This window comes from Lewinella sp. IMCC34191 (assembly GCF_003390935.1).
Lineage (GTDB): Bacteria > Bacteroidota > Bacteroidia > Chitinophagales > Saprospiraceae > Neolewinella.
Genome location: NZ_QNQZ01000003.1, coordinates 290,466 through 305,004, shown reverse-complemented (window position 1 = coordinate 305,004; position 14,539 = coordinate 290,466). Strand labels below are relative to the sequence as shown.

At 60.1% G+C, this 14,539-nt stretch carries 9 protein-coding genes; 5 read left to right on the top strand and 4 right to left on the bottom strand.

The features are described from left to right. Window positions 1–23: 23 nt before the first annotated feature. From DRW39_RS08465 to DRW39_RS08455, 3 genes are read left to right on the top strand one after another with little or no spacing between them, the layout of a single operon-like run. Window positions 24–401 carry a BlaI/MecI/CopY family transcriptional regulator gene (locus DRW39_RS08465; protein ID WP_116106592.1) on the top strand — a complete coding sequence of 126 codons (378 nt, stop codon included), beginning with the start codon at window positions 24–26 and terminating at the stop codon, window positions 399–401. Then, the gene (locus DRW39_RS08460) at window positions 398–3,049 is read left to right on the top strand and encodes an ankyrin repeat domain-containing protein (protein WP_116106591.1); all 2,652 of its coding nucleotides are present in this window, start codon (window positions 398–400) and stop codon (window positions 3,047–3,049) included. Before DRW39_RS08465 ends, DRW39_RS08460 begins: the two co-directional genes overlap by 4 nt. Window positions 3,050–3,089: 40 nt before the next feature. Beyond that, window positions 3,090–5,477, top strand: a complete 2,388-nt coding sequence (locus tag DRW39_RS08455) for an outer membrane beta-barrel family protein (RefSeq protein ID WP_116106590.1) — start codon at window positions 3,090–3,092, stop codon at window positions 5,475–5,477. Here the strand turns inward: DRW39_RS08455 and DRW39_RS08450 are convergent. Continuing rightward, window positions 5,474–6,862, bottom strand: a complete 1,389-nt coding sequence (locus DRW39_RS08450) for an amidohydrolase family protein (RefSeq protein ID WP_116106589.1) — start codon at window positions 6,860–6,862, stop codon at window positions 5,474–5,476. The two genes, DRW39_RS08455 and DRW39_RS08450, sit on opposite strands and share 4 nt — an antisense overlap. Continuing rightward, a complete protein-coding gene (locus DRW39_RS08445) occupies window positions 6,852–7,208 on the bottom strand; it encodes an MmcQ/YjbR family DNA-binding protein (protein WP_116106588.1) in 357 nt (118 codons plus the stop codon). The genes DRW39_RS08450 and DRW39_RS08445 overlap by 11 nt, the downstream gene beginning before the upstream one ends. 169 nt (window positions 7,209–7,377) lie before the next feature. On the opposite strand from DRW39_RS08445, the gene DRW39_RS08440 reads away from it, so the two are divergent. Further along, a complete protein-coding gene (locus DRW39_RS08440) occupies window positions 7,378–9,813 on the top strand; it encodes a TonB-dependent receptor (RefSeq protein ID WP_116106587.1) in 2,436 nt (811 codons plus the stop codon). 2 nt (window positions 9,814–9,815) lie between these two features. On the opposite strand, the gene DRW39_RS08435 is transcribed toward DRW39_RS08440, so the two are convergent. Together DRW39_RS08435 and DRW39_RS08430 are read right to left on the bottom strand one after the other, a co-directional pair. After that, window positions 9,816–10,553, bottom strand: a complete 738-nt coding sequence (locus DRW39_RS08435) for a LytR/AlgR family response regulator transcription factor (RefSeq protein WP_116106586.1) — start codon at window positions 10,551–10,553, stop codon at window positions 9,816–9,818. Further along, a complete protein-coding gene (locus DRW39_RS08430; protein WP_157976006.1) occupies window positions 10,486–11,592 on the bottom strand; it encodes a sensor histidine kinase in 1,107 nt (368 codons plus the stop codon). Before DRW39_RS08430 ends, DRW39_RS08435 begins: the two co-directional genes overlap by 68 nt. A gap of 467 nt (window positions 11,593–12,059) precedes the next feature. Between DRW39_RS08430 and DRW39_RS08425 the strand changes: the two genes are divergently transcribed. Continuing rightward, entirely contained in the window at window positions 12,060–14,519 is a 2,460-nt protein-coding gene (locus DRW39_RS08425; RefSeq protein ID WP_116106584.1) for a TonB-dependent receptor domain-containing protein, read from the top strand. Window positions 14,520–14,539 lie beyond the last annotated feature (20 nt).

Below are 14,539 nucleotides of genomic sequence, written 5' to 3'. Positions count from 1 at the left end.
TACGATAAAAATCGTAATAAGCTATGCAAAGTCCCCCCACCGCCTCCGAACTGGCGATCCTTCAGCTCCTCTGGGACGACGGTCCGCAGACCGTCCGCCAGGTCCACGACACCCTGGCCGAGGAGAAGGAAGTCGGTTACACCACCACCCTCAAGACCATGCAGGTCATGCTGGAGCGTGGCTTCCTGACCCGCGAGGCGCAGGGTAGGGGACACCTCTACGCCGCGGCCATCGCCAAAGAGGACACCCAGAACAAACTGCTGGACAATTTTCTCGACCGCACTTTCGGGGGCTCCGTCAAGGGGCTCGTCATGCGTGCCCTGGGCAACCGTAAGGCTTCGCGCAAGGACCTTCAGGAACTGAAGGACCTCATTGATCGCATGGAAAACGAGAAAAGATGATCGAGCGACTCCTAACCCCCCACCTGGTCGAAGCCATCGGCTGGACCCTCCTCCATACCCTCTGGCAGGCCGCCGTCTTCGCCCTGCTCTTGGGGCTGGCCCTTATCGGACTGCGCGCCTTCAGTCCCCGCGCCCGCTATTACGTTGCCTGCGCCTTCCTCGGGGCCTTCGTGCTCTGCGTTGGGTTGACCTTCTACAACTTATATAGCGTGGAAACTACCGGCCTGTTGGGTACAACAAGCTTAACGCAATCTGCCAGCTCTCCGGAGCTCCAACCGGACTACGTCGCCGATAGCCCAAGTATGGCGGCGGAGCGCAGGAATAATGCCTCCCCCCAAAGCGGTATAGGTCCCATTAACGACTATCTTTCTTCAGCCCGCACCTACTTCGATCGTCACCTCCCGTTGATCGTTACGCTCTGGCTGATGGGGGTGTTGGTCCTCCAGTTGCGGCTGCTCGGTCAGCTCGCCTGGGTGCAGCGGGTAAAGAGCTACGGAACCGCCCGCTTTCCGGCCGCCTGGGCGGAACGTATTTACGACCTGGAACGGAAACTGGATATCCGTCGCCCGGTCCGCTACCTCACCTCCTCCCGCGTCAGTAGCCCCTTCACCGTGGGCTGGCTGCGACCGGTGGTGCTGCTGCCGGGCGGGATGCTCGAGTCGTTGCGGGATACCCAGGTCATAACCATCCTGGCCCACGAGCTGGCCCACATTAAGCGGCAGGACTTCGCCGTAAACGTGCTGCAGACCCTTCTCACCACCTTCTTCTTTTACCATCCCGGCGTGTGGTGGATGTCGGCCCGCATCCAGGACGAGCGGGAGCACTGCTGCGACGACCTCGCCATCGAAGCTACCGGCGAGCGCATCGATTACGCCCGTACGCTCGTGCAGCTACAGGAGCAGGAATGGGCTGCGCCTAAATTGGCCGTGGCGCTGGGCGGGGGAGGGCTTGCCGGACGGGTCACCCGACTGCTCAACGGGTACCTGAATACGGCCACCTTCGGCGAAGGGGTCATTACAACGCTCATTTTTGCGGCTGTCCTGTCCCTGGCGGTGGGAACAACGGGCGAGGTCCAGGCCTCGGATCGTTCCGGTACCGCCCCTGCGCCAGAAGCATTAAATCCTGCGCTCGCCGCCCAAATACAGAGCGAGAGCGAACGGGAAGCAGTGGAACGGGCCATCCACTACGCCGCCGGCGAAGCGGGCCGTCAGGTACGCGATGAAAGCTTTGACCGGTCCGCCACGCCGGACGACGCCTTTTCCCTGCTCATGCACGCCATCTATGACGGGGATCTTGAAATGACCGAATACCTGCTGGAGCGGGTCTACGACCTCAGCCGGACGGACGATCACGGTTTCACGCCGCTCATGGCCGCCGCCAGTGAGAACCAGGCGGACATTGCCCGGCTGCTCCTGGACCGGGAGGCCGACGTCAACCAGGTGGTCCGCAACTGGACCGCGCTGATCGAAGCGGCTGACGAGGGGTCGCTCGAAACGGCCCGCCTGCTGATCGAGGCGGGTGCCGACCTGGAAGTAGGCGGGGTCAATGGACGGACGGCCGTCGTCATGGCCGCCTCGGAGGGCCACCTGGACGTACTGCAGTTATTGCAGTCCGAGGGCGCGGATATCGGTACGGTTCCCGGCCGGTTGTCGCCGCTGCACATGGCGGCGAACGAAGGCCAGACATCCATCGTGCGCTATCTGCTCGACCAGGGCGTACCCGTGGACCTACCCGACCCGAACGGCCGCACGGCGCTGAACTACGCGGCCTCCGAGGGACACCGGGACGTCGCCGAACTGCTGCTCGAGGCGGGTTCCCATTCGGAGATAAGGAACTGGGATGGCCGTCCGGCGGTCACCAGACGAATGGACCAGGACCAGCGCGAACGGCAGGTGGAAATTCAAGATATGGGTACGGAGGCGGTCGATCGCCTGGTTCATACGCCGGAGCTCCTGATCGGGCCCGCCGGGGAGGGCGACCTCTTTACCCTCCAGGCCATGTACGAAGGGCTGGGCATGAACATTGATATCGTGGACCGCAACGGCTACACCGCCCTCGCCATGGCCGCAAGGGAAGGACACGCGGACATCGTCGAATACCTCCTGGATAACGGGGCCAACCCGCAGGGTAGCGGCACCGGTTGCTCTCCGCTTTTCCTGGCGGCCCGGGAAAGCGCGGCGGACGTGATCCCACTCCTGGCATCCCGGGGTGGTGAACTCGAAAACGGTTGCAACTACCGCGACATCAGCATGGACGACATCCATACCGTCAGTGACTACAGCGGCTCCACCCCGCTCATCGCGGCGATCGAGGAGAAGAGCCTCGCCTCCGTGGAAAGCTTGCTCGCGCTGGGCGCCGACCCGAACGGGGTGATCGGTAAGGTGAGCTACCTGCTTCCGTCGCGGGTCGAGTGGCAGCATATCAACCGGTTGGAATCCGATGAATTGGATAGTCGGTATGAGCTACGGTACCGCACCCTGAAGTGGACCCCGCTGCTGGAGGCGGTGGAAACCGGCGAGCGACGGATCGTACGCATACTGCTCGAAAACGGCGCCGACCCCAACCACCGAACCGAAGACGGCATGACCGCCCTCGACCTGGCGACGCGCCTCGGCTACGACGAGATCGTAGGCCTCTTAAACAAGTAAGTAAAGAACCGCCGGCTACCGGCACCCAAACCACCCACGAATGAGAACCCTCCTATGGTTGGGCTGGCTGGCTCTTGCCGGCAGCCTGCCAGCCACCCCCATGTTTACCATCGACCACCCGCTGACGGGCAGGGTCATCGATGCCACCACCGGCGCCGGACTGGAATACGCTACCGTGTCCGCCTTCGACCCGGATACCGTGCTGCTCGAAGGCACCGTCACCGACGCCAGCGGATCCTTTACCCTGCAACTGCCCGCCGGCAACTACCTCCTACGGATCGAATTCCTGGGATATGCGCCGAAGGAACTGGCGGTCACCGTAAGCGGAAAGACGGCACTTCCGACTATCGAACTGTCCACCGCCGACGTCAGTCTCGAGGCCGTCGAGGTCGTCGCCGAGCGCAGCCGGATGCAGTTGAGCCTGGATAAAAAGACCTTTTCCGTCGGCCAGGACCTGCTGAGTCGCGGCGGCTCCGCCAACCAGTTGCTCGATCAATTACCATCCGTAACGGTGAGCCCCGAGGGAGCGGTAAGCCTGCGGGGTAATGCCGGCGTTAAAGTACTGATCAACGGACGGCCCTCGGCCCTGGCCGACAACAACGCCCTGGAAAGCATCCCGGCGGAAAGCATCGACCGGGTGGAGATCATCACCAGCCCTTCGGCCCGCTACGAAGCCTCCGGCACGGCGGGAATCATCAACATCATCCTGAAGAAGGACCGGCAGCGCGGCTACGGCGGTACCGTCAGCGGGAGCACCGGCTACCCGGCCGACCACCGCCTGAACGGAAACGTCAACCTCCGGCGGGAAAAATTTACCGCCTTTCTGACCGCCGGCGGTCGCTACAGCAACTACCGGGGCACCGACGATTACTACCGCCGCAGCCAGCTCAACGGGGAAACCTACGAAGTGAGCCGGCATATGGACCAGGATCGTAATGACGTGGCGGCTAATGCTTACGCCGGCGTGGATTACCAGGTGACAGAAAGAGCGACGATCTCGGGCAGCTATTCCCTCTACTGGATGATCAACGACGACGAATCGACCACCGATCTGAGTTACGGGGGCACCGTGCCGGATTTCGCCCGCGACTGGCGGCAGCGGGTCGATTACCGTGAACCGGGGCTGTACCACCAGTTGGACCTGACCTACCAGCAGGACCTGGACGACGGGGCCAGTCTTACCGCCTACCTCAAGAACGACCTGTGGGACGAAGAAGAAGTGGAGCGATCCGCCTTCACCGAGCTGCAGCCCGACGCCGGCCGGGTGCTCGATTACCGCACGAACAGCCGGGAAGGGAGCCGCGACCACCTGCTGCAGGTCGACTACAAACGCCCCCTCGGGGAAGGGGGTAGCGTGGAGGCCGGACTACGGGGTGAGACCCGCGTCATCGTGGCCGATTATTCGGCAATCGACCTGCTTTCCGCTAAACCGGAACTTATTCCGGGCTTTAACAATCGCCTGGACTACTTCGAGCGCATCGGATCCGCTTACCTGCAGTACAGCCACGAGGGGGAGCGGATCGGCTACCAGCTGGGGCTGCGCAATGAATTCACCCTGGTGCGAACGGAGAATCGGGACGAGCAGGCCGAAGACGTCCGCAAACCCTACAATCGCCTCTTCCCAACGGCCAACGTGACCTACACCTTCCGGGAGGGTTTGCGGATGCAGGTGAGCTACACCAAGCGCATCCAACGCCCGGGGTTCTGGCAGCTCAACCCCTTTATGACCCTCTCGGATCCCAACAGCTATTTCCTTGGCAACCCCGACCTCGACCCCGCCTACACCGACCGGGTCGAAACGAACCTGCTGTGGCAGTCCGAGAAGCTGACGCTCAACCCGGCCGTCTACGTAAGCCGCACCACCGACTTCTTCCAGTTCGCGATCGACTACCGGGACGAAAACCTCTTTGGTTTGGAGGACGGCACCATTCTGTTTCAACCAGTCAATCTGGACCGGGATGACCGCCTGGGCTTCGAGCTGACCGCCAATTACCGGCCTTCCGAATCCGTCAGCCTGTCCGGCGAGTGGAACTACTTCGCCTACCGGCAGCGGGGCGAGACCCCCGAGCGGGACTTCGCTTTCGAGCAACGCAGCTGGACGGCCGGTGCCCGCGCCAGCCTCTCGCTTCCCGGCGACGTGCAGGCTCAGGCCAGCTTTCGGTACAACGCTCCCTTTCAGACGGCCCAGGGTACGCAACGGGGGCAGTACAGTGCCTTGGTGGGCGTAAGCAAGGAGTGGAACGACCACTACACCCTCACCGTGAACGTCCGCAGTCCCCGTTTCCAGAGCAACGAGACGTCCCTGCCAAATCTCTACGAACTTGGAGAGCGCTACCAGACCATCTGGCGTTTGGGGGCGACACTGACGTACCGCTTCGAACGCGGGGCCGAAAGCCGCGAACGGAATTCCCGGGGCAGCATCCGTTAGTTCTCCGGGCCGATCTGTCCGGCGACGGAGGTGGTAAGCGCCGCGACGTCGTAGCCGATTCCCGCCCGGAAAACGGCGTTTACCGATCTGATCACCGTAGGGTCGGAGCTAAGGTCTCCGTCTAGTAATACCAGGTCGGCCCGCATTCCCGGGGAAATCCTGCCGATGTCGTCGCGACCCAGTACGGTCGCTCCGTTGTAGGTCATGATGCGGATGGCCTCCCCGGCCGAAAAACCCGCCTCCCGGAGCAGCTCGTGGTTCCGCTGGTCGCCGTAGCCCGGCAGATTGTGGCGTCCCGGATCGGGGCCGGCGGCCAGTAAGCCACCCAGCTCCACGAAGCGACGCTCGAAGGCCATGATCCGGTGTAGGCGCCGGAGGCGTGCGCTATCCTGCAGCTCCGTAGGTAACTCCGAGTAGCGTGAACGCAGGGCCGGTGTCATGGCCTGCAGTGCGCGCTCGTCCGGCGGATACCGGCCGGGAATACTGGCTTCGTAAATCGAAAGGGTGGAGGTCAGGAAAACACCCCGATCAACCAGCGTCCGCAGCAGCCGGGTCACTTCGGCGGAGTACACGTCGAGCCGGTCCATATAGCTCATCGACCCGTCGCAATTCCCGGGCGTCTTCCCGGGGCGAAAGTCATTGGCACTATTCAGGCCGTGCTCGATGCCGTCGATCCCGATCCGGGCGGCTTCGGCCAGAGTGGTGGCGCAGAGGTGGCCGGTGACCCGCGCGCCGTGGCGGTGGGCTTCGTCTACCACGACCGCGAGATCTTCCGGGCGGGTATGCCGGTACACCTTGAACCATTTGACGCCCCGCTCGCTCCAGTAGCGAATGGTATCGCGCAGCCTGTCTTCATTATCAGCTATGATCATGTTCGGGTTGCCACCGGGACCGCTGATGTAGGGGGCGCTGGGTACGATTTCCGGCCCCGCCACTTCCCCCGCTTCCACCGATTGCATCAGGGCGATCTCCCGATCGGGCTCGGCCGCACCGCAGGTCATCATGGTGGTCACCCCCGCGGCCAGGTACAAGCGGGCGGCGGGGCCCAGAAAGGTGCGCCCCGGCATATGCAGGTGATTGTGCACGCCAACGATGCCGGGAATGAGGGTTTTACCCTTCCCGTCGAGGGTGGGCAACTCGGGGGGAAGGCGCAAGCTGTCCGCCGGGCCGGTAGCTACGATCGCTCCGCCGTCCACCACCACGTGCTGGTCGTACCGGGCGGCGGTACCGCTTCCGTCGATCAGGGTCACGTGGGTGATGGCGAAGCGGGGGGAAGTGAAGTTGACGAATCGCTCCTGTCCGGCTAGTGGAAGGGCCAGCAAAGCAAAGATGGCGACCAGGGGGATTTCCCAAAAGCTGCGTTGGCCCGGATCGTTACAGTCCATATTCAGCCCGCAGTTTTTTCGTCATGTCGGCCACTACCAGATCGTAGCTGTGGTCGATCAGCTCCCGCACCAGGGTGTCCGGCAGGGCTCCGTTTTCAACGTGGACGGTATTCCAGTGCTTCTTGCTCATATGCCAGCCTGGAATGATTTCCGGGTAGCGATCCCGGAGTTCTACCGCCCGTTGGGGGTCGCATTTCAGGTTGATCCGAAAGTCCGCCTCGTCGAGGCCCGTGAGCGCGAACATTTTTCCGGCCACCTTCATCACCAGGGTACCGGGCCCGAAGGGCATGGTTTCCGTGACGGCGGGCATATTCAGGCAATATTGGCGAAATTCAAGAATGTCCATAGTCAGCTGTATCCGGGTGCGAAAGTATATAACTCCCTGATATCCTGGTCAACGCGTAAGTTGTAACAACCATATTTAGTGCAACAACTCTTTAAAATTAGTAGGTAAAAATCGCGGTGGATTGTACCTTACATGGACTTACCAGACTTCGCCCTCACCTTGCCCTTACATGAAACGCCTTGCACTCGTCTCTCTGTTATCGTGTTTCCTATTTCCCCTCTTCGCTCAGTACCACATCTCGGGCACCGTACACGACGCGGATGGCACGGCTGTTTCATTTGCTAACGTCGCTTTGTACCTCTCGCTAGATTCTTCTTTAGTAAAGGTGGAAACCACGGATGACGGAGGCAGTTTTTTGCTGCTGAATTTACCGCAGGGGGAGTACGACCTAGTGATAAGCTATGTCGGCACACCGGACCTGCGTCAGGCGGGGATGCAACTCCGGAACAACCTCGAACTCGGTACGCTGGCCATGGCCCGCCCCGGGGTGGATCTGACCGGCGCTACCGTAACCGCCCGCCGCGCCCTCGTGGAGGTGAAACCGGACCGCACGATTTTCAACGTGCAGGGAACGATTAACGCAGCCGGGAATGACGGTTTGGAACTCCTGCGTAAAGCTCCGGGCGTAAGCATCGATCAAAGCAATAACATCAGCGTGCTTAGCCGGTCGGGCGTGCTGGTGTACGTGGACGGACGCCGGGTGCCGCTGCAGGGTGGAGACCTAACGAACTACCTGCGCAATCTCACCGCCGAGCAGATCGAACGCATCGACATCATTACCAGCCCGGGGGCACGGTACGAAGCCCAGGGCAATGCCGGTATCATTGATATCCGGCTGAAGAAAGCGGAGGATGAGGGTGCCAACGGAAGCATGTCCGCATCCGCCAGTCAGGGACGCTACGCCCGCTATGCGGTCAATGCGGGGGGCAATTACCGGAGTTCCCGCTTCAACCTGTTTGGCAACCTGAGCTACGGCTACAACCAGAACTTCAGCCAGAGCAATTTTACCTCCCGGCAGCGCTCTTTCTTGCTCGTCGACGATCTGTACAGCGTACCGATCTTGCGAACCCCGGGCGTTCGTGCCGGCGTGGACGTTTATCTCGCGGAACGGCACACGTTGGGTGTGTTGTTTACCGGCCAGTACGAAGACGGACGCAGAGTGGTTCGAAACAGTACGGATATCTACGATGAGGAAAAGCTGCGGAGAATGGCGAATGCTAATTCCGACAGTATCCTGCGGGCGCAGGTATTCGACGACGGCAATCACAACCAGAACACCTTCAATCTCAACTATAATTTTGCCATCGGCAGCGGGCACAACCTGAACGTCGACCTGGACTACGGCCGGTTCGTTCACGATAATGATATCGACCAGCCCAACCGCTACTTCACGCCGGATGGAGATCTGCTGAGCATTTCGGACAACAGTTTCGAGACTCCCATCGAGATCGACATACAGACCGCGCGGCTCGATTATGATTTTCCCGCCGGAAAGGGCGCGGCGAGCGCGGGACTGAAGTACTCCGGCGTGGAAACCACCAATGCGTTCGTCTACTACCAGGGCTTACAGGGTGACCGCGAACTGATCGCGGAGCGGAGTAATCGCTTCCGCTACGACGAGAACGTGCTCGCCGGTTACCTGAGTTACTCCGGATCGCTCAGCGAATCCGTAAGCTTTTCCACCGGGCTGCGTGTCGAGCTTACCGATGCCGAGGGTTACCTCACTCCCTTCGCGGACGGGCAAATGGAAAATCCGTCCGTTGACTATAACTACGTCAGCTTTTTTCCTAATGCCGGTCTGAGCTACGCCACGCCGGGGGGGAACACGCTCAACTTGCGCTACGGCCGCCGGATCAACCGGCCCGACTACAGCAGCCTGAATCCTTTTCGCGTACAGCTGAATGAGCTGAGCTACCGCCGGGGGAACCCCTTTCTCCAACCCGAAAAGGTCAATAACGTCGAATTGGGCTACGTCCTGGGCGGGCGCTACAACTTCAAGTTAGCGTATAGCCTGACCGACGATCAGGTAGCCCAGTTGTTCAGCCCCGACGATTCCATCGCCCTGGCCGGATTCGAAACGTACGACAACCTGGCCCGCCAGACCGTCATCAGCTTCACGGCCAGTGCGCCCGTGCAGATCACCGATTGGTGGAGTACCTACCTCAATGGCACGGCGGGTTACATCAGCAACGAAGCCGATTACGGCAGCGATGGTGAGGTCGATATCAAGCTGTTCAATTACCGCTTCTATAATCAAAACACCTTCACGCTGCCGGCCGGCTTTACGGCTGAGGTCACCGGTCAGTACATCGGCCCCGGCGTGGGTGGAGGCATCTTCGTTTACGACGGCTTCGGTATCCTGAATTTGGGTCTGCAGCGCCAGTTCTTCAGCAATGCTCTGGTTGCTAAGCTGACGGTGAGCGATGTCCTTTACGGCTATGCCATCGACGGAGAATCCAACTTCAACGGACTGTACGCCCAGGGTAGGGTAGCGCAGGATACTCGACGCGTCGGCCTCTCCCTGAGCTATAATTTCGGTAATCAGAAGGTAAAGTCACGCCGCCGCGATACCGGTCTGGACGAAGCGGCCGGCCGTGTCCACTAGCGTCAGAATAGCAGGTTCTTCACCACGTCGGCGTAGCCTCTGCTGGCACGAACGATATCCCCGTTGGTCAGAATGATATCGTAGCCGTGCCCCTCCCGGTATATTTCCTGTATGGCCGACCTGTTGATGATGGACGACCGGTGTACGCGGAGAAACATCTCCGGGTCCAGGCGCGACTCCGACTCCTTCAGGCTGTACTGACTCAGAAAGGAACTCTCCTTTGTAAGGATGGTGGAATAATCCCCCTCGGCCCGGATACACAAAATTTCCTTGACGGGTAGGGCCACGTATTTGTTGGCCCGTGGCACCATGATGCGGTCGGGGTAGCGGGAGTGCTCCTCCCGCAGCTCCTGCGCCAGCCGGGCCACGTTGGGTTGCGGGACATCCATCCGGGCGGTAATGCGCTCGACCGTTCGCGCAAAACGCGCTTTGGAGTAGGGTTTGAGGAGATAATCCACGGCATGATGCTCGAAGGCGTCCAGGGCATACTGATCGTAGGCGGTGCTGAAAATGACGAGGGGCAGTTCTTCCAGGCGGGCCAGCACGTCGAGCCCCGTCAGACCGGGCATCTGAATGTCCAGGAAGATGATCTCCGGTCGGTGGTCCTCGATGGCGCGCAGGGCATCCACGCCGTTGGCGGCTTCGGCGACGATGATCAGATCGGGGTAGGCATTAAGATATTCGCGCAGCAGCTTGCGGGCGGGGGCTTCGTCGTCGATCACTACTACTTTGCGGAGCATAGGTCAGGGGGATGGACAATTCGATCCGGCTTCCTCTGCCGGGCTCGGAGTGAATGAATAAGGAACGGCCGTAGATCAGGTCAAGGCGGCGACGGGTATTCGTGATCCCGTAACCGTAGTTCGCCGCTTCCGCTACGAAGCCCACGCCGGAATCGCTCACTTCCACCGCAAGATCGGGTCCGCTTTGGTTTACGAAGATGTCCACTCGACCGCCGTCCACGAGGGGCGATAGTCCGTGACGGACGGCGTTCTCGACCAGGGGTTGAAGGAGGAGCGGGGGGATCAGCGCGTTGTTTAACCGGGCCTCCTTTACATGGATGGCATACTCCAGCCGGTCGCCGTAACGCGCCTTTTCCAGCGCCAGGTAGTCCGTGACGAATTGCAGCTCCGCCTCCAGGGGCAAAACCGTTTCCCGATTTGCCCGCAGTTGGTAGCGGAAAAGGTCGCTGAGCTGAGCGATCATATCCCGCGTCCGCTCCTGACCGGGATCGATGCTGGCGCTGATCGTATTGAATGCGTTATAAAGAAAATGAGGATTAAGCTGGGCCTTCAGGGCATTGAGTTCGCTGCTCAACGCGAGTTCCTTGGCCTCCGCCCGGTCCTGCTCCGCGATGCGCAGGTTGTTGTAGTAGTGCCAGGAATGAAAGATGCCGAACTGCAGGACGTAGAAGAGGGCCGGGATATAGACGTCCCACCACTCACCCGGCCCTTGAAGATGGCCGCCCCCCGTAAAGGTATCGGTGATCCAGTAGTAGGTCCACTGCCATCCCTTCACCCATACCGGCAGGAGGAGAACGTTCAGCGCCACCTTGCCCGGTAAGGTCCAGTGCCGGAAGGTGCGAAAGGTGAGGTACCACACCGGTAGGGTAAACAGCCCCTTCAGCGGATAATCCAGGTAAACCAGGCGCCAGGAAAGGGTCCCTCTGTATTCCGGGGGGGAAGAGTAGTAGATAGCCAGCATATAGAATATGGCGAATGAAGCATACAGGCCCACCAGGAGGGTCAATTCTCGCCAGTACCAATCGCGCTGGTTCTTCATTTTACAATGATAGTCTTCCCCCGCCAAATTCAGCGCGTCTCTTCGGTGAATGGCCACGACAGGGTGCCAGGCGGCCATAGCGGAACCGTTCCGTCGCGACGATCGGCATTCACCCTTTCCAAATGGCCGTTGGTCGGAATTCCGGAAATAGAGCGACTCATCCGGGCCACTTTTGTGGCATGCCCACACCAGTAGCCCGGTCAGATGCGAGAACGTGCTTCTATCTCTCCGTCCGCCGAAAAGCTCTTTACCTGCGCTCCGCCGCCCAAAAAATGATGAGGGGCGTGGTCCGTACCGATCAAGCGCTCGACGAATGGAGGATGTAAGCGGACAAGCAACCCCTACGATGCCCGCTCGTCCCTCGATTATCGCGCTTATCTAGATAAAGGCCCCACTCGTCGATCGGTTTCTGTTAGGTGATATCGGACGACGTAAGTTTGTGGTAATCAACGACTTAATTTAAAATTATGAAGCCCCTAGCTACTCTTTTTCTCTTGTTTTGCTTACTTCCTTTCGCCACCACTGCCCAGCAAGCCGGCGGTCTCGATCACACCGTTCGCGGTCAGGTTCAGGACGCCGACGGTACACCGGTAGCCTTTGCCAACGTCGCCTTGTATACGGCTTCGGACAGCACCCTGGCCAAGGTGGAAACCACGGATGACGGCGGCATCTTCCGCATCCTGAACGTAGAGAAAAACACCTATAACCTGGTGGTCTCCTACATCGGTGCCCCCGAGCTGCGCGTGCCCGGTCTCGAAGTAAGTGAAGACATCGATCTGGAGGTACTTCAACTGGCCCCCGCGGGTGTAGAATTAGCCGAAGCCACCGTCACCGCCCGGCGTGCCCTGGTGGAAGTCAAACCGGACCGGACGGTTTTTAACGTGCAGGGGACCATCAACGCCGTGGGCAACTCGGGTCTCGATCTGCTCCGGAAGGCACCGGGCGTCACCATCGATAATAACGACAACATCAATGTGCTGAGCCGGTCAGGCGTGCTGCTGTACGTGGACGGCCGCCGCATGCCGCTATCGGGCGACGATCTATCCAACTACCTCCGCAACCTGAACGCGGAGGAGATCGACCGCATCGACATCATCACCAACCCGGGGGCCCGCTACGAAGCGGAAGGGAACGCCGGTATCATTGATATTCGGCTGAAAAAGCCCGAAGACGAGGGCGCCAACGGCAGCATCGCCGCCAACGGAAGTCAGGGCCGGTACTTTCAGGGCGACATCAACGCCACCGGCAATTACCGCAACGGATGGATGAACGTCTTCGGTAACGTCGGGTATTCCAACTCAGGCTATTATAATACGACCGGTCTGGCCAATTACCAGAATGGACTGCTGCTCGACCAGGTACTGATGAGTACCGGACAGAATTCAACGCCCCGCTTCCGGCTGGGGGCCGACTTCCGGGCGGGCGATAAGCATACCATCGGTTTCCTGATTAACGGACGCTATAGTGACGCGGAGAACGATGCCAGCGACCAGGTAGACATCTTTAACCTGTCGGGCGGAACAGAGACTTTCGACAGTACGCTCGACGGCCGGACCTTCGTCCGCTCCGATCGCTCGCAGAACACCTACAACCTCAATTACCGCTTCCTGGCTTCCGAGGACGAATCGCTCAACGTGGACCTCGATTTCGGTCGCTACCGAAACGATAACCTGTACAATCAGTCGAACATCTACTATACCCGTAACGGAAACCCACTGTCCGGCATCTATTACTACTTCGACATGCCCACCGATATCGATATTTATACGGCGAAGGCAGACTACGAGCGGAGCATCGGGGAGGCCCGGCTGAACGCCGGGGGAAAATTCACGCGGGTGATGACCAAGAATACCTTCCTCTTCTACGATCGCTACCCCGAAAGCAGCCCCGAGCGGGTACTGGATGACCGGCGCAGTAACCGCTTTAGCTATACCGAGAATGTATACGCCGGGTACCTCAGTTTGCAAGGCAGGCTCAGCGAAAAGTGGCAGTACACGGCCGGTTTGCGCGTGGAGGTTACCGACGCCGACGGCGAACTGATGCCCTTCCGCGACGATCTGCGCCAGCCGCCGGTAGAGCTCAATTACGTCAGCGTGTTTCCCAATGCGGGCCTGACATACTCCGTCGATGCCCAGAAGGGACATACCCTCAACCTCGCCTACGGCCGCCGGATCAACCGCCCGGACTATAACGTGCTGAACCCCTTCAACGAACAGATCAGCCAACTGACCTACGAGAAGGGTAACCCCCGGCTGAACCCGGAGATCGTCGACAACGTCGAATTAGGCTATACGCACGCCTACCGCTACAATTTCAAGCTGGCCTATAGCAATACCTCCAACCAGATCACCCGCCTGCTCGGGCCCGATACGACGGATATCCGGGCCGGATACATCACCTGGGACAACCTGGCCAGCCAGCGGATCATCTCCTTCAACGCGAGCGCTCCCGTCCAGCTGCAGGAGAAGTGGAACCTCTACGTAAATGCCTCCGCCAGCCACCTCCATAATGAAGCCGATTACGGAGACGGTGCGGTGATCGACGTGAAGGCCTTTACGTATAGCTTCTACGTACAGAACACCATCAATTTGCCCTGGAACTTCGTCGCCGAAATTGGCGGATACTTCAGCGGCCCCGGCGTGTGGGGCGGCGTGCTGCGGTACAACGAGCAGGGAGCCCTCAACCTCGGCCTGCAACGCAAATTCATGAACGACCAACTCAACGTCAAGCTGAGCGCCAACGACATCTTTTACACTTCGGGCTGGACCGGAACGAGCGATTTCAACGGCCTGCGCACGGAGGGTTACGGCAACTGGGACAGCCGCCGCGTAGCCTTAAGCCTCAATTACACCTTCGGCAACCAGCAGGTGAAGAGCCGTAACCGCAAGACGGGTATCGAGGAGGCTACGGACCGGATCGGGGAGTAGGCATACCGATGAGCCCCCGA

Excerpts from the sequence above, each read along its gene's own strand:
- DRW39_RS08445 (WP_116106588.1), bottom strand. The coding sequence starts at position 7,208 with ATGGACATTCTTGAATTTCGCCAATATTGCCTGAATATGCCCGCCGTC.
- DRW39_RS08455 (WP_116106590.1), top strand. The coding sequence starts at position 3,090 with ATGAGAACCCTCCTATGGTTGGGCTGGCTGGCTCTTGCCGGCAGCCTG.
- DRW39_RS08425 (WP_116106584.1), top strand. The coding sequence starts at position 12,060 with ATGAAGCCCCTAGCTACTCTTTTTCTCTTGTTTTGCTTACTTCCTTTC.
- DRW39_RS08440 (WP_116106587.1), top strand. The coding sequence starts at position 7,378 with ATGAAACGCCTTGCACTCGTCTCTCTGTTATCGTGTTTCCTATTTCCC.
- DRW39_RS08465 (WP_116106592.1), top strand. The coding sequence starts at position 24 with ATGCAAAGTCCCCCCACCGCCTCCGAACTGGCGATCCTTCAGCTCCTC.
- DRW39_RS08435 (WP_116106586.1), bottom strand. The coding sequence starts at position 10,553 with ATGCTCCGCAAAGTAGTAGTGATCGACGACGAAGCCCCCGCCCGCAAG.
- DRW39_RS08460 (WP_116106591.1), top strand. The coding sequence starts at position 398 with ATGATCGAGCGACTCCTAACCCCCCACCTGGTCGAAGCCATCGGCTGG.
- DRW39_RS08450 (WP_116106589.1), bottom strand. The coding sequence starts at position 6,862 with ATGGACTGTAACGATCCGGGCCAACGCAGCTTTTGGGAAATCCCCCTG.
- DRW39_RS08430 (WP_157976006.1), bottom strand. The coding sequence starts at position 11,592 with ATGAAGAACCAGCGCGATTGGTACTGGCGAGAATTGACCCTCCTGGTG.